Raw genomic sequence first — 19,967 nt, forward strand, 5'->3', positions numbered from 1 at the left:
GTTTTTACCAGACCTAAGCGTGCAGCTCAGGCTGTCTTATGGTCCCGATAGCGGACAATTGACGCGAATTCGCCCGGATCGATGGACGCGCCGCCGACGAGAGCTCCGTCGACGTCTTCCTGCGCCATGATTCCCGCCACGTTCTGCGCCTTGACCGAACCGCCGTACAGAACCCGGACCGCCTTCGCGACGTCGGCCGAGTAGAGCTCGGCCAGCCGTCCGCGAATCGCCGCACAGACCTCCTGCGCGTCTTCCGGAGTCGCCACCTCACCGGTGCCGATCGCCCAGACCGGCTCGTAGGCAATCACGATCGACGCCGCCTTGTCGGCCGGAACACCGGCCAGGTCGGCGTCGAGCTGGGCCAGGCAGTGCGGAACCTGCCGGCCCTCCTTGCGGACGTCCAGCCCTTCACCGATGCAGACGACCGGCGTCAGGTCGTGCTTGATCGCAGCCTTGGTCTTGGCATTGACCACGGCGTCGTCCTCGTTGTGGTACTGGCGGCGCTCGGAGTGCCCGACCACCACGTAGGTGCACTTCAGCTTCGCGAGCATCGCACCGGAGATCTCACCCGTGTACGCGCCCTTGTCGTACTGCGACAGGTCCTGTGCGCCGTACTTGAAGCCGAGCTTGTCCCCGTCCACCAGCGTCTGCACGGAGCGCAGGTCGGTGAAGGGCGGGATCAGCGCCACCTCGACGGCGTCGAAGTCGTGCTTCGCGTCGTCGAGGGTCCACGCCAGCTTCTGCACCAGATGGGCCGCCTCGAAGTGATCGAGGTTCATCTTCCAGTTCCCCGCCATGAGCGGGGTGCGGCCCGTTTCGTCGGACTTGGCCATCAGTTCTCCAGAACGGTCAGACCCGGAAGGGTCTTACCCTCCAGGAACTCCAGGCTCGCGCCGCCTCCGGTCGAGATGTGGCCGAAGGCCTTCTCGTCGAAGCCGAGCGTGCGGACGGCCGCGGCCGAGTCGCCGCCACCGACGACGCTGAACGCCTTCGAGTCGACGAGGGCCTGGGCCACCGCGCGGGTGCCGTGGCTGAACGACTCCATCTCGAACACGCCCATCGGGCCGTTCCAGAAGACCGTCTCGCAGTCCGCCAGCTTGGAGGCGAACAGCTTTCCGGACTCCGGGCCGATGTCGAGCCCCAGCCGGTCGGCCGGGATCTGCTCCGCGGCCACGGTGGAGTGCTCGGCGTCGGCCGCGAAGGCCGTTGCCGCCACCACGTCGACGGGAAGCACGAGCTCGACGCCCTGCTTCTGGGCCCGCTCGATGTAGCCGCGCACGGTGTCGAGCTGGTCCTCCTCGAGGAGGCTCTTACCGACCTCGTGGCCCTGGGCCTTGAGGAAGGTGAACACCATGCCGCCGCCGATCAGCAGCCGGTCCGCCGTGTTGAGCAGGTTGTCGATGACGCCGAGTTTGTCGGACACCTTCGACCCGCCGAGCACGACGGCGTAGGGACGCTGCGGGGTCTCGGTGAGGCGCTTGAGCACCTCGACCTCGGCCAGCACCAGTCCGCCGGCCGCGTGCGGCAGCTTCTGCGCGACGTCGTAGACGCTCGCCTGCTTGCGGTGCACGACGCCGAAACCGTCGCTGACGTAGCCGTCCGCGAAAGCGGCCAGCTGGTCGGCGAAAGCGGCCCGCTCGGCCTCGTCCTTGCTGGTCTCGCCCGCGTTGAACCGCAGGTTCTCGAGCACCAGCAGCTCGCCGTCACCGAGGGCGGAGACCGCGGCCCGGGCGGACTCGCCCACCGTGTCCTCCGCCAGGGTGATGGTCACACCGGGCAGCAGCTGCTTGGCCCGCTCGACCGCCGGGGCGAGTGAGTACTTCGCCTCCGGAGTGCCTTTCGGCCGGCCGAGGTGGGCAACGACGATGACCTTCGCGCCCGCGTCCAGGAGTCGCTGCCAGGTCGGCAGCGACGCCCGGATACGACCGTCGTCCGTCACCGCGCCGGTTTCCTTGTCCAGCGGCACGTTCAGGTCACTGCGGACCAGAATGCGCTTGCCGGAAAGGGTTCCCAGCTCCTTGGTGAGGTCGTCGATGGTCTTCATCGGGAAATCAGAGACCCGTGCCGACCAGGACGGCGGCGTCGACGAGGCGGTTGGAGTAGCCCCACTCGTTGTCGTACCAGCCGACGACCTTGACCTGGTTGCCGATCACCTTGGTGAGGCCGGCGTCGAAAATCGTCGAGTGCGAGTCGGTCACGATGTCGCTGGAGACGATCGGGTCCTCGGTGTACTTGAGGATGCCCTTGAACGCCTCGGTCTCGGCGGCAGCCTTGATCGCGGCGTTGACCTCTTCGACGGTGACCTCACGGCCGGCCTCGAAGGTCAGGTCGGTGGCCGAGCCGGTGGGAACCGGCACGCGCAGCGCGAAGCCGTCCAGCTTGCCCTTCAGCTCGGGGATCACCAGGCTGATCGCCTTGGCGGCACCGGTGCTGGTCGGCACGATGTTCAGGGCCGCGGCGCGGGCGCGACGCAGGTCCTTGTGCGGGCCGTCCTGGAGGTTCTGGTCCTGCGTGTACGCGTGGATGGTGGTCATGAGGCCCTTTTCGATCCCGAAGGTGTCGTTGAGGACCTTGGCCATCGGCGCCAGGCAGTTGGTCGTGCAGGACGCGTTGCTGACGATGTGGTGCTTCGCCGGGTCGTACTCGGTGTGGTTGACACCGAAGACGATCGTCAGGTCTTCGTTCTTGGCGGGGGCCGAGATCAGGACCTTCTTGGCGCCACCCTCGATGTGGGCCTTCGCCTTGGTGGCGTCCGTGAAGAAGCCGGTCGACTCGACGACCAGGTCGACGCCCAGATCCTTCCACGGCAGAGCGGCGGGGTCGCGCTCGGCGAGGGCCTTGATCGCCTTGCCGTCGACGATGATCTCGTCACCGGAGTAGGTGACCTCGGCGTCCAGACGGCCCAGGATCGAGTCGTACTTCAGCAGGTGCGCGAGGGTCTTGATGTCGGTGAGGTCGTTGACGGCAACGATCTCGATGTCCGCACCGGCCGCCCGGGCAGCGCGGAAGAAGTTACGGCCGATCCGGCCGAAGCCGTTGATGCCAACGCGAACAGTCACTTTGTCGTTTCCTCTCGTCATCCACAGTGCGCCGGGACTCCCGGCGCCGGGTTGTGGTGTGCGGCACTCACACTACGCGGTGAGTTTCGGCCGTGGATGTCCAGACAGCCCCTGGTCAGGTCCGTGTCCAGGACCCTGAATCCGGCGGTGATCGTGGGACCAACGGTCCATGAAGAAGGGACGACGGTCAGGTGCCAGGACCGCCGGCCCCGTGCCTTTCAACCAGCGTGCAACCGGTTGAGGACTATGCGTCGAGCATGTCCGGCGTGAGATTGGCGTCCGTCCCCGGAACGCCCAGGTCAGCCGCGCGCTTGTCGGCCATCGCCAGGAGCCGGCGGATCCGTCCCGCCACCGCGTCCTTGGTCATCTGCGGCTCGGCCAGCTGACCGAGCTCCTCCAGGCTGGCCTGCTTGTGGGCCAGGCGCAGCTTGCCGGCGGACTTCAGATGGTCGGGAACGTCCTCGCCGAGAATCTCCAGGGCACGCTCCACCCGTGACCCGGCGGCCACCGCGGCCCGCGCCGAGCGCCGCAGGTTCGCGTCGTCGAAGTTGGCCAGGCGGTTCGCGGTCGCCCGCACCTCGCGGCGCATGCGCCGCTCCTCCCAGGCCATCACCGCGTCGTGCGCGCCGAGCCGGGTGAGCAGGGCGCCGATCGTGTCGCCGTCCCGGATCACCACCCGGTCCACACCGCGCACCTCGCGGGCCTTCGCCTGGATGCCCAGCCGGCGGGCCGCGCCGACCAGCGCGAGTGCCGCCTCGGGGCCGGGGCAGGTGACCTCCAGTGCGCTGGAACGGCCGGGTTCGGTGAGCGAGCCGTGCGCCAGGAACGCACCGCGCCAGGCTGCCTCGGCGTCGCAGGTGGCGCCGGAGACGACCTGCGGCGGCAGCCCGCGCACCGGCCGGCCGCGGCCGTCGACCAGACCGGTCTGCCGGGCCAGCGACTCGCCGTCACGGATCACCCGGACCACGTACCGGCTGCCGCGGCGCAGGCCGCCCGGCGCCAGCACGACGATGTCACTGCTGTGCCCGAACACGTCGTTGATGTCTTTACGCAGCCGCCGGGCGGCCGCGGCCGTGTCGAGCTCGGCCTCCACGACGATGCGGCCGCCGACGATGTGTAGCCCGCCGGCGAACCGGAGGGTGGCCGATACCTCGGCTTTGCGGCAGCAGGGCTTGGTGACCTGAAGCCGGCTCAATTCGTCTTTGACCAGTGCCGTCAATGCCATGAGATGAATCTTGCCACCGCATGCAAGCATGGTTCGTGAACTTGTGAAACCGGCGACCGGTCAGCCGTTCAGCTCGGTCGCCCCACTGAACAGGTCGCGGTAGGCCGCGGCCAGCCGCAGCGGATCGTGCCGTGGGGTGCCGTCGCCGATCGCCACGTCCCGGCTCACCACCACGGCGCCCAGCTCGGCCGCCGCCCGTTCCAGAGACGCCGCGTCCTCGATCTGCGAGGGGTCCACCAGCACCGCGTCGACGCGCAGATCGGGGGCGTGCGCGGCGAGCACCTCCAGGTGATTCTCCGGCGAGAAGCCGTCGGTCTCGCCGGGTTGCTGGCCCAGGTTGAGCGTCAGGCAGATGCGGGCCTGGGTGCGCGACAGCGCGCGCGAGAGCTCCGGCACCAGCAGGTGCGGCAGCACGCTGGTGTACCAGGACCCCGGACCGAGCACGGCCCAGTCGGCGTCGCGCACGGCGGCGAGGACCTCCGGCCGGGCCGGCGGGTCGTTGGGACTCAGCTGCACACCGATCACCCGGCCCGGCGTGGTGGCCACCGCCACCTGCCCCCGCACCGTGGTGAGACCGGCCGGATCGTCCGGGTCGATACCGAGCACCGTGGCCTCGATGTCGAGGGGTACCGCGGCCATCGGCAGCACCCGGCCGCGTGCGCCGAGCAACCGGGCCACCCAGTCCAGCCCGCTGACCGGGTCGTCGAGCAGTTCCCACAGCGTGAGGATCAGCAGGTTGCCGGCCGCGTGGTCGTGCAGTGCCCCGGCACTGGCGAACCGGTGCTGGAGCACGTCGCGCCACAGCAGGCCCCACTCGCTGTCGTCGCACAGGGCGGACAGCGCCATCCGCAGATCACCGGGCGGCAGCACGCCGAACTCCCGGCGCAGCCGACCGGAGGAACCGCCGTCGTCGGCCACCGTGACCACGGCCGTGAGCCGGTCGGTGAGATGCCGCAGGGCGGACAGCGAGGCCGCCAGACCGTGACCGCCGCCGAGCGCGACGACGTTGGGCCCACGACCGGACGAGCTCGGGGTCACTCGCGCCCCACATCACGGTGCACGGCGGTGACGGCGACCCCGGCCCCTTCCAGGCGCTGGGCCAGGACCTCGGTGATGGCGACGGACCGGTGCTTGCCCCCGGTGCAGCCGATGGCGATGGTGGCGTAGCGCTTGTTCTCCCGCACGTACCCGGCGAGCACCGGCTGGAGGGCGAGGGCGTAGCGGTCGATGAACTCGGCGGCGCCCTCCTGCCCGAGCACGTAGTCGGCCACCTCGGCGTCCATGCCGTTGTGGGCACGCAGCTCGGGCACCCAGAACGGGTTGGGCAGGAAGCGCACGTCGGCGACCTGGTCGGCGTCGAGCGGCAGGCCGTACTTGAAACCGAACGACATCAGCAGGATCCGGATGGACGGGTCGCCGGCGTCGCCGAACAGCGCGATGATCTTGCTGGCCAGCTCGTGCACGTTCAGACGCGAGGTGTCGACCAGGGTGTCGGCGTTGCCGCGCAGCTCACCCATCACCTTGCGCTCGGCGCGGATGCCGTCGAGTGGCGCACCGTCGCCCTGGAGCGGATGCGGGCGGCGCACCGACTCGAAGCGGCGCACCAGGGTCTCGTTGGTGGCGTCGAGGAAGAGCAACCGGGTGCGGATACCGCTGCGCTCGGCGGTTGAGACGGCGTCGGCCAGGGCGCTGAAGAACGAGCGGCCCCGCACGTCGACGGCGACGGCGATGCGCCGCACCCGGGGCTCGGCCGTGGCGGCGAGCACCGCCAGCTCGGCGATCAGCTGGGGCGGCAGGTTGTCGACGACGTACCAGCCTAGGTCTTCGAGAGCCTTCGCGGCGGTGCTCCGCCCCGCACCGGACATGCCAGTGATGATCAGCAGCTCGGACATGGCTGCCGTGCCGGTCTCGGCGGGGGTGCCGTCCGGCTGGGTGGCGGGTGCGAGGGTCGCCGACGCCACGGTCTCCGCGACGGCGGGCACCGCGGACTCCGACGCCGTCGGCTCGGACGCCTCCGGGATGGTGGTCACCTTGCTCTCCATACCTGTCGGATGTCTTGCTCGTCAGCCCGGCTGTTTCGGGTGGTCGGGGCGGATCGGCGGGAGCTGGTCATTATGGCGTTCCTCCGGCCCTGCCGCGTTCGGCATCGAACACGACCAGGCTTAGCCGATCACGCGGCGGCCGGGAACCGGCTGATCGGGCTCTGATCAAGATCACGTACGGGTCAGTCGAGCAGTTCCCCGGTCGCCATGTCCACCGCCACCGGGGCCGTCTGCCGCGAGGGCTCGCTCTGCTCGCCGGTGGCCTCGGGGTTCAGCGTGGTGACCACGGCCTGGGCCACCTTCGGCCCCACTCCCTGCACCGAGGCGATCGCCTCCACCGAGGCGGCCCGGAGTTTCTTCACCGAGCCGAAGTGCGCCAGCAGCGCCTTCTTCCGGGCGGGTCCCAAACCGGGGACGGCGTCCAGCTCGCTCACCGTCATCGCGGTGCTGCGGCGCTGCCGATGGTGGGTGATCGCGAACCGGTGGGCCTCGTCCCGCACCCGCTGGAGGAGGTACAGCCCCTCACTGGAGCGGGGCAGGATCACCGGCTGGTCGTCGTCGGGGACCCAGACCTCCTCGAGCCGTTTGGCCAGGCCGCAGAGGGCGACGTCCTGGATACCGAGCTCGGCCATGGCTGCCCGCGCCGCGGCCACCTGGGGCGCGCCACCGTCGACCACGACCAGGTTGGGCGCGTAGGCGAACTTCTTCGGCCGGCCGGTGTCCGGGTCGATGCCCGCGGGCACCCCGTCCTCCTCCAGTGACGGCGCCTGGTCGAGGATCTCGCCGGTGGCCGGGTCGGCGCCGGCCTCCCGGGCCTCGTCGGCCTTCTCGCTGAGGTAACGGCGGAACCGGCGGCTGATCACCTCACGGATGGACGCCACGTCGTCCGAGCTGCCCTCGGCGAGACTCTTGATCGTGAACTTGCGGTACTCGGACTTCTTGGCCAGGCCGTCTTCGAACACGACCATCGAGGCGACCACGTTGGAGCCCTGGATGTGGGAGATGTCGTAACACTCGATGCGCAGCGGCGCCTCGGGCAGGCCAAGCGCCTCCTGGATCTCCTGGAGCGCCTTGGAACGGGTGGTCAGGTCACCGGCCCGGCGGGTCTTGTGCAGGGTGAGGGCCTGACCGGCGTTGCGGGCCACGGTCTCCATCAGGGTGCGCTTGTCGCCACGCTGCGGCACCCGCACCTCGACCCGGGAGCCCCGCAGCCCGGTCAGCCAGGTCTCCACCTCGGCCAGGTCCGGCGGCTCGTGCGGCACCAGCACCTCACGCGGCACGGCCTCGCCGTTCACCTCGCCGTAGACCTGCTGGAGCAGATGCTCGACCAGGTCGGCGGTGGTCACGTCCTCGACCTTCTCGACCACCCAGCCCCGCTGGCCGCGGATCCGCCCGTCACGCACGTGGAAGACCTGCACAGCGGCCTCCAGCTCGTCGTCGGCGAGCGCGAACACGTCGGCGTCGGTGCCGTCGGACAGCACCACCGCGTTCTTCTCCATCGCCCGGGACAGCGCCTGGATGTCGTCGCGCAGCCGTGCCGCCTGCTCGAACCGTAGGTCGTGCGAGGCCTGGAGCATGTCGCGCTCGAGCCGTTTCACGTAGCGCTCGGTCTTGCCGCCCATGAAGTCGCAGAAGTCGTCGGCCAGGCGCCGGTGCTCGTCGGGCGTGACCTTGCCGACGCAGGGCGCCGAGCACTTGTCGATGTAGCCGAGCAGGCAGGGCCGGCCGATCTGCCCGGCCCGTTTGAACACCCCGTTGCTGCACGTGCGCACCGGGAACACGCGCAGGAGCAGGTCTACCGTCTCGCGGATCGCCCAGGCGTGGGCGTAGGGCCCGAAGTAGCGCGTGCCCTTGCGTTTCGCCCCGCGCATCACCTGCACCCGGGGGAACTCGTCGCCCATGGTGACGGCGAGATAGGGGTAGGACTTGTCGTCGCGGTACTTCACGTTGAACCGCGGGTCGTACTCCTTGATCCAGGAGTACTCCAGCTGAAGTGCCTCGACCTCGGTGTTCACCGTGGTCCACTCCACCGAGGTGGCGGTGAACACCATGGTCTGGGTGCGCTGGTGCAGGTTGGCGGGATCGGCGAAGTACGAGTTCAGCCGCTGGCGCAGGCTCTTCGCCTTGCCGACGTAGATGACCCGACCGGAGGCGTCACGGAACCGGTAGACACCCGGTTGCTCGGGAATGGTTCCGACGGCGGGTCGGTACGTCGATGGATCAGCCACACATCAACCCTAAGCGCCCCCACCGACAGTTCTGGCCCATGGTGCCGGGATCCCCGGTTCCGGCCCGCACCTCCAGGCTCGGCACTACTGTCGTCAAGATCATTTTCAGCATGTCTACTGCGGGGTGGGTATGTCACAGCGGGCGGACGGGGCGGGGCGACTCTGGGGCGAGAGGTCTCAGGGGGTATGGACCGTGCTGGGCGGCATGGTGGCCGTCGGCACCGCGGTGGTGACCGGCCTGGGATTCCTCATGGGCACCTTCTCCGGGCCGGGCGGAGGGCGCGACGGCGGGCCGGACGGCGCCGGAACCAGCAGCGTCACCGGCACGCCCACGGCCGCCGGGGTCACCCGGCCGGCCGGGACAGCCACCGGAGTCACCTCCACGACCGGCGCCACCGGCCCCCGGCCTCTGCTGGACGCCCAGGTGACGCTGCCCTACGGCACCGGCGCGGACCTGGACGGCGCGACGGCCGAGGTGGAGCCGGCCCCCGGGCCGCTCGGTGACCTCGACATCAGGTACGGCGACGCCTTCGACCTGAAAGTGAGCAGGGCCCTGATCTTCGACGACTCCGGCCCCGCGGACGGCGCGTACGACCGGTGCCTCGCGGTCACCCGGGCCGACACCGACGGCCGGCCCGGTGCCGGCGTCTACGGCCCCGGACCGCAGTACTGCTTCCTCACCGACCGGCAGAACCTGGCCTGGGTCAGGCTGGACAGCAGGTCCGGAACGTCCACCGAGGACTCGGTTCTCGTGCTGGAGGCCAAGGTCTGGGCGACCGCGCCCTGAAACTGTCGTACCCCCCTGGCAGCCTCTGATCATGGCGAGACGGGCCGAGCTCGACCACGGGGAGACCACGATGACAGCCACCGCACCGCAGACCGCCACCGCACCGCAGACCGGCACCGCCCTCCCCCGCGCCTACCTGCTGTGGGTGAGCGGGGCCGTCGTCTCGATCCTCGGCAACGGGGTGCTCTACTTCGCGCTCGGCTGGACCGCCACGGGGCACAGCGGGGCCACGGCCGGGCTGGTACTCACGGCGGTCAACGTCCCGCGCGCCCTTTTCCTTCTGCTCGGCGGCGTGCTGGGCGACCGGATCGGCGCCCGACTGGTGATGATCACCTGCGACGCCACGATGATCGCGCTGTGCCTGCTCTTCGCTCTGGTGCTGCACCTGTCGGGCCCCCAGGTCTGGCTCCTGCTGGCCACCGGTCTGGCGCTCGGCCTGGTGGACGCGTTCTATCTGCCGGCTTCGGGCAGCATGCCGCGTCTGCTGGTGCAGCCGGCGCACCTGCCACGGGCCCTCGGGCTGCGGCAGGCCGGCGGGCAGGTGGCCAACCTCGTGGCGGGCCCGGTCGGTGGCCTGCTGGTGGTGTCGGTCGGGCTCGCGGGAGTGCTTCTGCTGGACGCTCTCTCGTTCGCCGTGGTCCTCGTCGTGCTGCTCCTGATCAGGCCCACCGGCGGCGGCGTCCCAGCCGGTGGCAGCCTCGCCGCGGCGGCTCTCGACGGGCTGCGCCTCAGCCTGACCGACCCGGTGCTACGTACCGTTCTGCTGCTGACCGGTGCGTTCGGCGGGCTCGTGCTGCCCGCGTTCTCCATCCTGATGCCGATGCTGGCCCACACCCACGGGTGGAACGCCCGTGGGGCCGGTCTGGTGGCCGGGGCCAACGCTCTGGGCATGATCGCGGTGACCCTGGCCATCGCGAGACGGGGAGCCCTCGAACGGGCCGGTCTCGCGGCGGTGTGGGGCACGGTGGTCGCGGCGGCGGGCCTGGCGCTGGTGGCTCTGTCCGGCGGTCCGGTTCTTCCGTCCGCGGATTTCACGCTGCTCGCGCACGGGCTCCTCCCGGCCGCGCTGGGTGCCCTGGTGTGCGGCGCGGGCACCGGGCTCTTCGCCGGTCATGCCTCACCCACCGTGCTGAGCGCGACCCCCGGCACGCACCTGGCCCGGGTGCAGGCCGTGCTCGTGCTCACCCAGACGGTGACGCTGCTGGTCACCAACAACCTCCTCGGTGGCCTGGCCGACCTGACCGGAGCGGTGACCAGCACCCTGATCCCGGCCGGCCTGCTGCTGATCGCCGGTCTGCTGGCGCTGGGGTCGCCCGGGTTCAGGCAGGTGCGGTCGTGAGGGTGGTGTCACGCACCGGCCCGCTCCAGCCGCTGCCTCAACCAGGCCAGCGCGGCCACGCCCTGCTCCGCCTGGAACTCCCGCAGCCCGGTCAGGTTCTTCGGCGCCGGCAGGGTGGAGTGAAACAGGAAGTAGCCGGTCAGGGCGGCGAGCACGGCGTCCACGTCGTCACGGGCAGCAGACCGCGCGGGCCCGAACTCGGCCCACAGCGTCTCCGGGTCGAGCCCGCCGGCCGGCCGGGCGGCGGCCAGCACGCTGGGCATCATGAACAACACGTCGCACCACGCCGCCCCCACGGCCGCGTGCGGCCAGTCCACCAGCACGACCTCCCCGGCCGGGGTGAGCAGCAGGTTGTCGGCTCGCAGGTCGGCGTGCAGCAGCGTGTCGCCGCGAGCGGCCTCGGGCCAGCGGGCCTCCAGAGCCGTCAGCCGGTCCAGCTCGGTGACCGGCCAGGGCCCGAACCGGTCCAGCCGCGAGGGGTCGGCGGCGAAGGCGTTCCAGCCGGTGAAGTCGTCCTTCATCGTCTCCTGGAGCGGTGGGGCCTGCGGCGGTGCCGGGGTCAGCGCCGGGGCCAGGCGCTCAAGCCCGGTCAGCACCTGACGCAGCTGGTCCGTCCGCCAGGGCAGCGCGGGCTGCGTCCCCTCCACGTCCTCGATCACCAGCACCACCCAGTCGCCGTCGTCGAGCAGGTGCAGCAGCCGCGGGGCCGGCACCGGCTCGGGCAGATAGCCCAGCACGGCGGCCTCACGCCGGTGCATGCCCGGGGAGACCGGGTTGCGCCCGGCGCTCACCGCCTTGACGAACACCCGCCGGCCGTCCGCCAGCGCCAGCCGGGAGGCGACTCCCGGCGAGAATCCGCCGGGCTGCGACCGCTCGGCCACCACCGGTGCCCCGAGCCGGGCCACGACCTGATCACGTGCGGTGGTGGGCACGTCCTGCCAGAGCAATCTCATGCGTCCGGATTGTGGCGCTCACCGCCCGCGGCCACCTCCGAAGTACCGGTGGAAGAGCCCGGCGCGGGGCGCCGTTACCGGTGTGGAAGGGGCAGGGCGCCCCGCCTCGGCCTCCTCGTCACTCCCCCGCGGGTCGGCACTTCGGCCCGGCACCTCGTAGACTTTGTGCCCGGCCGAGGTCGAGAGGCGCTGCAACGGGCACAGGCCCGCCACGCTCACCTGGCTCCGAGCAGCACAAGGGCGCCCCTCTCAGAACGTGTCGAGTCGTGACGGAGTGGGGTTGCAAGATGGGTGAAGATCGTACGCGCGCGCTACGTGAGCTGCTGGACAGCCGGATCGCGGTGCTGGACGGCGCCTGGGGCACGATGTTCCAGAACGCGAAGCTGTCGCCGGCCGACTACCAGACCGAGCGTCTGGCGAATCATCCGAGAGACGTCACCGGTGACCCGGACCTGCTGAACATCACCGCGCCCGAAGTGGTGCTCGACGTGCACCGGCAGTACCTGGCCGCCGGCGCCGACATCACCACCACCAACACCTTCACCGCCACCAGCATCGGGCAGGCCGACTACGGCCTGGAGTCGATGGTGCGTGAGATGAACCTGGAGGCCGCGAAGCTGGCCCGGCAGGCGGCCGAGGAGGCGGAGCGGGAGAACGGCGTCCGCCGGTTCGTGGCCGGCTCGGTCGGCCCCCTGAACGTCACGCTGTCCCTGTCGCCGAAGGTGGAGGACCCGGCCTACCGTGCCGTCACGTTCGAGCAGGTGCACGCCTCCTACGCCGAGCAGATCGAGGCGCTGCGCGACGGCGGTGTCGACCTGCTGCTGGTCGAGACCATCTTCGACACGCTGAACGCGAAGGCCGCGCTGGCCGCGGCCCGCGACGTGGCGCCTGAGCTGCCGATCTGGTTCTCGGTCACGATCGTCGACCTGAGCGGGCGCACGCTCTCGGGGCAGACCGTCGAGGCCTTCTGGCGCTCCATCGAACATGCCGACCCGCTGGTGGTGGGCGTGAACTGCTCTCTCGGCGCGGCCGAGATGCGGCCCTACGTGGCCGATCTGGCGCGACTGGCGGGCACCTACACGGCCAGCCATCCCAACGCCGGCCTGCCCAACTCGTTCGGCGAGTACGAGGAGGGCCCCGACGAGACCAGCCACCTGGTGCACGGTTTCGCCCAGGACGGCCTGGTCAACGTGGTCGGCGGCTGCTGCGGCACCACCCCGGCGCACATCGCGGCCATCGCCGACCGGGTGAAAGACGTGAAGCCCCGCGCGGTGCCGCGGATCCCGCAGCAGACCCGCTTCAGTGGCCTGGAGCCGATGAACATCACCGAGACCACCGGTTTCGTGATGATCGGCGAGCGCACCAACGTCACCGGCTCGGCCAAGTTCCGCCGGCTGATCGAGGCCGACGACTACCAGACCGCGGTCGAGGTCGCGCTCGACCAGGTGCGCGGTGGCGCCAACGTGCTCGACGTGAACATGGACGCCGATCTGCTCGACAGCGAGCAGGCGATGGTGACGTTCCTCAACCTGATCGCGACCGAGCCCGAGGTGGCCCGGATCCCGGTGATGGTCGACAGCTCGCGGTGGTCGGTCCTGGAGGCCGGCCTCCAGTGCCTCCAGGGCAAGGGCATCGTCAACTCGATCAGCCTGAAGGAGGGCGAGGAGGTCTTCCTCGAGCACGCCCGGCAGATCCGCCGCTACGGCGCGGGTGTGGTGGTGATGGCGTTCGACGAGACCGGTCAGGCCGACACCGCCGACCGCAAGGTCGAGGTCTGCGGCCGTGCCTACGACCTGCTCACCCAGAAGCTCGGGTTCCCGGCCGCCGACATCATCTTCGACCCGAACGTGCTGGCCGTCGCCACCGGCATGAGCGAGCACAACGACTACGCCAGGGCGTTCATCGACGCGCTGCCCCGCATCAAGGAGCGCTGCCCGGGCGCGCGGATCAGCGGCGGCGTGTCCAACCTCTCCTTCGCCTTCCGCGGCAACAACGTGGTGCGCGAGGCGATGAACTCGGCCTTCCTCTACCACGCGGTGCGCGCCGGGCTCGACATGGGAATCGTCAACGCCGGTCAGCTGGCGGTGTACGAAGACATCCCGAAAGACCTGCTGGAACTCATCGAAGACGTCCTGTTCAACCGCCGTGACGACGCCACCGACCGGCTCGTCACCTTCGCCGGCACGGTGAGCGGGTCGGGCACCAAGCGGGTCGTCGACCTGTCGTGGCGCGAGGCGCCGGTCGGTGAGCGGCTGAGTCACGCCCTGGTGCACGGCATCGTCGACTTCATCGAGGAAGACACCGAGGAGGCCCGGCAGCAGGCCGCTCGGCCGCTGGAGGTGATCGAGGGCCCGCTGATGGACGGCATGAAGGTCGTCGGTGACCTGTTCGGTGCCGGCAAGATGTTCCTGCCGCAGGTGGTGAAGAGCGCCCGGGTGATGAAGCGGGCCGTCGCCTACCTCGAGCCGTACATGGAGGCCGAGAAGGCCGAGGCCCTGCGGCTGGGCACGACCACCACGAGCCGTTCCCACCAGGGCAAGGTCGTGCTCGCCACGGTGAAGGGCGATGTTCACGACATCGGCAAGAACATCGTCGGTGTGGTGCTGGGCTGCAACAACTACGAGGTCATCGACCTCGGTGTGATGGTGCCGGCGGCGAAGATCCTGGAGACCGCGATCGCCGAGAACGCCGACATGGTCGGCCTTTCCGGGCTGATCACGCCGTCACTCGACGAGATGGTCAACGTTGCCGAGGAGATGCAGCGCCGCGGCATGGAGCTGCCGCTGCTGATCGGTGGTGCCACCACCTCACGGCAGCACACCGCGGTCCGGATCGCCCCGGCCTACGAGGGCGCCACGGTGCACGTGCTCGACGCCTCGCGGGTGGTCGGGGTGGCGTCGGGCCTGCTCAGCGCCGAGCAGAACGCCCGGGTGATCGAGGAGAACCGCACCGAGCAGGCCCGGCTGCGGGAGGCCCACGCCAGCCGCCGGGCCAACCCGCTGCTGTCGCTCACCCAGGCCCGGGCGAACGCCGAGAAGGTCGACTTCTCCGAGATCCCGACGCCGGCTTTCACCGGCCTGCGCACGGTCGACGCCGATCTGACCGAACTGCGCGCGATGATCGACTGGACCTTCCTGTTCCTGGCCTGGGAGATGAAGGGCAAGTACCCGGCGATCCTCGAGAACCCCACCGCTCGTGAGCTCTTCGACGACGCCAACACGCTGCTCGACGAGATCGTCGAGGCCGGGCACTTCACCGCCCAGGGGGCATACGGCTTCTGGCCGGCACACTCCGAGGGCGACGACATCGTGCTGGAGAACGGCATGAAGTTCCCGATGCTGCGGCAGCAGACGGTGAAGCCGGAGGGCCGTCCCAACCGGTCGCTCGCCGACTACGTCGCCCCGGCCGGATCGGGCGATCACCTGGGCGGTTTCGCCGTCGCCATCCACGGCGCCGACAAGCTCGCCGCGTCGTACGAGGCGCAGAACGACGACTACCGGGCGATCATGGTGAAGGCCCTCGCCGATCGTCTGGCCGAGGCCTTCGCCGAGTACCTGCACCTCCAGGCACGCAAGGAATGGTTCGAGCCGGACGCCCAGCCGGTCCTGGAAGACCTGCACGCCGAGCGGTTCCGCGGCATCCGCCCGGCTCTCGGCTACCCGGCCTCCCCCGACCACGGCCTGAAGAAGGAGCTTTTCGACCTGCTGAAGGCCGAGCAGGTGGGTATCACGCTGACCGAGAGCTACGCGATGGCCCCGGCCGCCGCGGTCAGCGGCCTGATCTTCGCCCACCCGTCGTCGCGGTACTTCACGGTCGGCCGGATCGGCCGCGACCAGGTCGAGGACTACGCCGCACGACGGGGCCTGTCCCGCGTCGACATGGAGAAGCTTCTGCGCCCGAACCTGGCCTACGACCCCACGTAGGCAGACCGGTGGGGAGCCCGCATCGGCTCCCCACCGGTCCCGCGGCCCGGCCTCAGCCGCGTGACGGCAGTGCGCCGCCCACCTCGTCGTCCTGGACCGGGATCGACGGTGCCGTCGCAAACGCCACGATGCGCTGGAGGGCGTCCCAGTTGCGCAGGGCAACGCGTCCCTCGTCCCGGAGAGAGGCCAGGGCCTCGTCGCCGTCTGCGGGAGCGCCGACGGCCTCCTCGTACAGGCCCTTCTCCGCATCGCGCCAGGCCGGGCGGCTCTCCACCACGACATCGCGAAAACCCGCGGCCTCCAGGTCACGCCGCAGGTCGAGCCGGCGGATGCGGTCCGGCACCTCGGGGTCACCGGCCTGTGTGGCCTGCCAGGTGGTGAGGGCGAGGCGACCACCGGGGGCCAGGATCCTCCGGAACTCGTTCAGGATGTCGATCGTGTCGGCGAACTGCACCGAGTCGGAGCACAGCAGCCCGTGCACGCTGCGGTCGGCCAGTCCGGTCTCGGTGAGGGTGCCGACCGTGAACTCCGCCTGGTTCTCGTCGAGACGGCGGCCCGCGGTGACTCGGGCCTGTTCCAGCGCCACCTCGGAGAAGTCGACGCCGACCAGCCGCGCGTCCGATCGCCGGGCCAGTTCGATGCCGTAACTGCCACGGCCGCAGGCGATGTCGGCCACCGTGCCGCCCTCCGGCACCTACAGCTGGACGGTGATCTCGTCCAGGGCCTCGTAGGGCACCACCCCGGCCGGGCCGAAGTCTTCGGGGAACCCGAGGTGGCGCGCCAGGATGGCGTCCTTGGCGGGCGATGCCTGCATGTCGGAGTACCAGCGGTCGTAGTACGCGCTGTCCCGTGTGGAACGGGAAGTCTGGTCACCCTGTTCTGTTCGCACGGCCGACATCGTGCCCCATCCCCGTCGATGGACCCAGGTCGGGTGGGAGGCGACATTTTCGTCAGCCCGATGCCGCGACATCCGAGGCTTCCGGCCCTACCCGCCGTCGCCGGCGGTTGCGTCCGGAGGCCGGCAAGCGCGCCACCCATCGGTCGCATCAACCGTCCCGGTTCGGGGACGGCCGATGCGACGGTGGATCAGCCCCGTCGGCCGGTCGTCTTCCGCTCGGCGTCCAGGTCGATGTTGCGGGCGGGCTTGGCCGCGGTCTTCCTGACCGGGGTGGCCGTGCGGGCGGCCGGAGCCGTCGGGGTGGCCACGGACCGCCCGGCCGTGGACTTCGCCGCCGCCTTCTTCGCCGGCGTCCGCTTGGCGGCCGTGGTCTTGGCAGCTGCCGTCTTGGCCGCCGTGGTGGTCTTGGCCGCCGTGGTCCTGGCCGGAACCGCCTTGCTGGTGGCCGACTTCCGGGTGCTACCGGCCGCCGCGGTCGCCGACCGCGACTTCTTGATCGCCGCGACCCGGGCCTCGACCGCGTTGGGGTTGTCGATCTCGAGGATGTCGGCCAGGAAGCGCCCGGTGTGGCTGTCGGGGTTGGCCGCCACCTCTTCGGGCGTGCCCTCGGCCACCAGCGTGCCGCCCCCGCTGCCGCCCTCCGGCCCCAGGTCGACGATCCAGTCGGAGCTCTTGATCACGTCGAGGTTGTGCTCGATGACGATGACCGAGTTGCCCTTGTCGACCAGCCCCTGGAGCACGCCGAGGAGCTTGCGTATGTCTTCGAAATGCAGACCCGTGGTCGGCTCGTCGAGGACGTAGACACTGCGGCCGGTGGAGCGTTTCTGAAGCTCGCTGGCGAGTTTCACCCGCTGCGCCTCGCCGCCGGACAGGGTGGGGGCGGACTGGCCCAGACGCACGTAGCCGAGACCGACGTCCACCAGCGTGCGCAGATGCCGCGCGATCGCGGGCACGGCCTCGAAGAATTCCGCGGCCTCCTCGATCGGCATGTCGAGCACGTCGGCCACGGTCTTGCCCTTGAAGTGCACCTCCAGGGTCTCCCGGTTGTACCGGGCCCCGTGGCAGACCTCGCACGGCACGTAGACGTCGGGCAGGAAGTTCATCTCGATCTTGATCGTGCCGTCGCCGGAGCACGCCTCACAGCGACCACCCTTGACGTTGAACGAGAACCGGCCCGGCTGGTAGCCGCGGACCTTGGCCTCCTGCGTCTGCGCGAACAACTTGCGCACGTGGTCCCAGACACCCGTGTAGGTGGCCGGGTTGGACCGCGGGGTGCGGCCGATCGGGCTCTGATCGACGTGCACCACCTTGTCGAGGTGCTCCAGGCCCTTCACGGTCTTGTGCCGGCCGGGCACCTGACGGGCACCGTTGAGCTTGTTCGCCAGCACCGTGTACAGAATGTCGTTGACCAGCGTGGACTTTCCGGAACCGCTCACCCCGGTGACCGACACCAGACACCCCAGGGGGAACGAGACGTCCAGGCCCTGGAGGTTGTGCTCGCGAGCGCCCACCACCGTCAGCTGACGCTTCGTGTCGCGCGGCCGCCGGATCTCCGGCACCTCGATCGCCTTGCGCCCCGACAGGTACATGCCGGTGAGCGAGTCGGGGTGCTCGTACAGTTCTTTCACGGTGCCGGAGTGCACGACGTAGCCGCCGTGCTCCCCCGCGCCCGGACCGATGTCGACCGCCCAGTCGGCTGCCCGGATCGTGTCTTCGTCGTGCTCGACCACGATCAGCGTGTTGCCCAGGTTGCGCAGCCGCGTGAGAGTGTCGATCAGCCGCCGGTTGTCGCGCTGGTGCAGGCCGATGCTCGGCTCGTCGAGCACGTAGAGCACACCGACCAGGCCCGAGCCGATCTGTGTGGCCAGCCGGATGCGCTGCGCCTCACCCCCGGACAGCGTGCCCGCGGCCCGGTCGAGCGACAGATAGGTCAGGCCGACGTCGAGCAGGAAGCCGATGCGGGCGTGGATCTCCTTGAGCACCTGGTCGGCGATCTTCTTCTCGCGCGCGGTGAGTTTCAGCGAGCCGAGGAACTCCGCGGCCTCGGTCAGCGGCAGCGCGCAGACCTCGGCGATGGACCGGCCCCCGACCGTGACGGCGAGCACCTCGGGCTTGAGCCGCGTGCCCTTGCAGACGGGGCACGGGATCTCGCGCATGAAGCCCTCGTAGCGCTCCCGGCTCCACTCCGACTCGGTCTCCGAGTGGCGGCGCTGGATGAACGGGATGACGCCCTCGAAACCCGTGGTGTACGAGCGTTCCCGGCCGAAACGGTTCTTGAACTTCACGTGGACCTGGTAGTCCTGCCCCTCCAGCAGGGCGGTGCGGGCCCGCTCCGGCAGTGCCCGCCAGGGGGTGTTCACGGTGAACCCGAGATCCTTGCCCAGCGCCTTCATCAGCCGCAGGAAGTACTCGGCCGACCCCTGGGTCCAGGGCACGATCGCGCCCTCGGCCAGCGTGAGGTCTTCGTCAGGCACCAGCAGCTCTGGGTCGACCTCGAGCTTGACACCGATACCGGTGCACTCGGGGCAGGCACCGAACGGGTTGTTGAACGAGAACACCCGCGGCTCGATGTCGTCGATCGCGATCGGGTGCTCATTGGGGCAGGCCATCTTCTCGCTGAAGCGGCGCTCCCGGTCGGGTGCCCCTTCCAGCTCGTCGACCAGGTCGGCGATCACGATGCCGTTGGCCAGTTGCAGGGCTGTCTCGACCGAGTCGGTGAGGCGCTGCTTCGAGGACGACTTGGCCGACAGCCGGTCGACCACCACCTCGATGGTGTGCTTGTAACGCTTGTCGAGCGTGGGCGAGTCGGCCAGCGACACCACCTCGCCGTCGACCCGGGCGCGGGAGAAGCCCTTGGTCTGGAGATCGGCGAAAAGATCGACGAACTCGCCCTTCCGGGCCCGGACCACCGGCGCGAGCACCTGGAACCGGGTGCCCTCGGGCAGGTCGAGCAGCCGGTCGACGATCTGCTGCGGAGTCTGTTTGGTGATCGGCTCACCACAGATCGGGCAGTGTGCCCGCCCGGCCCGCGCCCAGAGCAGACGCAGGTAGTCGTACACCTCGGTGATCGTGCCGACGGTGGACCGCGGGTTACGCGACGTGGACTTCTGGTCGATCGAGACGGCCGGGGAGAGGCCCTCGATGAAGTCGACGTCGGGTTTGTCCATCTGGCCGAGGAACTGACGGGCATAGGCGGACAGCGACTCGACGTACCGGCGCTGCCCCTCGGCGAAGATGGTGTCGAACGCCAGGGAAGACTTGCCCGACCCGGACAGACCGGTGAAAACCACCAGTGCGTCACGGGGAAGATCGAGCGAGACGTCCTTCAGGTTGTGCTCGCGGGCTCCGCGAACGATAAGTCGGTCACTCACGAGGGCCATGCTAGGTGCCACCACCGACAGTCTTCGCGTCGAACGGTCCAGGACCTGTCCGCGAAGCCGGTTGCGCGCGATTCCACGCCCCGCTGCCCGATCTTCCCCATTCCGCCCCCGGCGGCCCACCCGGCGTAGACCC

At 70.0% G+C, this 19,967-nt stretch carries 14 protein-coding genes; 3 read left to right on the top strand and 11 right to left on the bottom strand.

The window, feature by feature from the left end; genetic code table 11:
- Positions 1-26: 26 nt before the first annotated feature.
- The 7 genes from tpiA to uvrC all read right to left on the bottom strand — a co-directional run bounded on the left by tpiA (position 27) and on the right by uvrC (position 8,554).
- Complete coding sequence (tpiA, locus tag KIH74_RS07890) at positions 27-833, bottom strand: triose-phosphate isomerase (RefSeq protein WP_214155148.1); 807 nt, start codon at positions 831-833, stop codon at positions 27-29.
- Entirely contained in the window at positions 833-2,044 is a 1,212-nt protein-coding gene (locus KIH74_RS07895) for a phosphoglycerate kinase (RefSeq protein WP_214155149.1), read from the bottom strand. Before KIH74_RS07895 ends, tpiA begins: the two co-directional genes overlap by 1 nt.
- Before the next feature lie 7 nt (positions 2,045-2,051).
- Positions 2,052-3,059 carry a type I glyceraldehyde-3-phosphate dehydrogenase gene (gene gap / locus KIH74_RS07900; RefSeq protein ID WP_214155150.1) on the bottom strand — a complete coding sequence of 336 codons (1,008 nt, stop codon included), beginning with the start codon at positions 3,057-3,059 and terminating at the stop codon, positions 2,052-2,054.
- A gap of 244 nt (positions 3,060-3,303) precedes the next feature.
- Positions 3,304-4,284, bottom strand: coding sequence for a DNA-binding protein WhiA (whiA, locus tag KIH74_RS07905; protein ID WP_214155151.1), 981 nt, complete (start codon positions 4,282-4,284; stop codon positions 3,304-3,306).
- Positions 4,285-4,344: 60 nt separating this feature from the next.
- On the bottom strand, positions 4,345-5,322 hold the full coding sequence (locus KIH74_RS07910; RefSeq protein WP_214155152.1) for a gluconeogenesis factor YvcK family protein: 978 nt from the start codon (positions 5,320-5,322) through the stop codon (positions 4,345-4,347).
- On the bottom strand, positions 5,319-6,326 hold the full coding sequence (gene rapZ, locus KIH74_RS07915) for an RNase adapter RapZ (protein ID WP_372492013.1): 1,008 nt from the start codon (positions 6,324-6,326) through the stop codon (positions 5,319-5,321). The genes KIH74_RS07910 and rapZ overlap by 4 nt, the downstream gene beginning before the upstream one ends.
- Positions 6,327-6,508: 182 nt before the next feature.
- Entirely contained in the window at positions 6,509-8,554 is a 2,046-nt protein-coding gene (uvrC, locus tag KIH74_RS07920) for an excinuclease ABC subunit UvrC (protein WP_214155153.1), read from the bottom strand.
- A gap of 130 nt (positions 8,555-8,684) precedes the next feature.
- Here uvrC and KIH74_RS07925 point away from each other — a divergent pair, with 130 nt between their 5' ends.
- On the top strand, positions 8,685-9,341 hold the full coding sequence (locus KIH74_RS07925) for a hypothetical protein (protein WP_214155154.1): 657 nt from the start codon (positions 8,685-8,687) through the stop codon (positions 9,339-9,341).
- A gap of 31 nt (positions 9,342-9,372) precedes the next feature.
- The gene (locus KIH74_RS07930; protein WP_214155155.1) at positions 9,373-10,680 is read left to right on the top strand and encodes an MFS transporter; all 1,308 of its coding nucleotides are present in this window, start codon (positions 9,373-9,375) and stop codon (positions 10,678-10,680) included.
- An 8-nt stretch (positions 10,681-10,688) separates the two neighbouring features.
- On the opposite strand, the gene KIH74_RS07935 is transcribed toward KIH74_RS07930, so the two are convergent.
- Positions 10,689-11,633: a phosphotransferase family protein gene (locus KIH74_RS07935; RefSeq protein ID WP_214155156.1), complete on the bottom strand. Its 945-nt coding sequence runs from the start codon at positions 11,631-11,633 to the stop codon at positions 10,689-10,691.
- A 287-nt stretch (positions 11,634-11,920) separates the two neighbouring features.
- On the opposite strand from KIH74_RS07935, the gene metH reads away from it, so the two are divergent.
- Positions 11,921-15,556, top strand: a complete 3,636-nt coding sequence (gene metH, locus KIH74_RS07940; RefSeq protein WP_214155157.1) for a methionine synthase — start codon at positions 11,921-11,923, stop codon at positions 15,554-15,556.
- 52 nt (positions 15,557-15,608) lie between these two features.
- Here metH and KIH74_RS07945 read toward each other — a convergent pair whose 3' ends face one another.
- From KIH74_RS07945 to uvrA, 3 genes are all read right to left on the bottom strand, one after another.
- Positions 15,609-16,250 (bottom strand): class I SAM-dependent methyltransferase, encoded by a 642-nt coding sequence (locus KIH74_RS07945; RefSeq protein ID WP_214155158.1) that lies wholly within the window; start codon positions 16,248-16,250, stop codon positions 15,609-15,611.
- Entirely contained in the window at positions 16,251-16,445 is a 195-nt protein-coding gene (locus KIH74_RS07950) for a hypothetical protein (protein WP_214155159.1), read from the bottom strand. It abuts the gene before it with no gap.
- A gap of 197 nt (positions 16,446-16,642) precedes the next feature.
- A complete protein-coding gene (uvrA, locus tag KIH74_RS07955) occupies positions 16,643-19,834 on the bottom strand; it encodes an excinuclease ABC subunit UvrA (RefSeq protein WP_281417739.1) in 3,192 nt (1,063 codons plus the stop codon).
- Between the last annotated feature and the right edge of the window lie 133 nt (positions 19,835-19,967).

The organism is Kineosporia corallincola, assembly GCF_018499875.1.
Lineage (GTDB): Bacteria > Actinomycetota > Actinomycetes > Actinomycetales > Kineosporiaceae > Kineosporia > Kineosporia corallincola.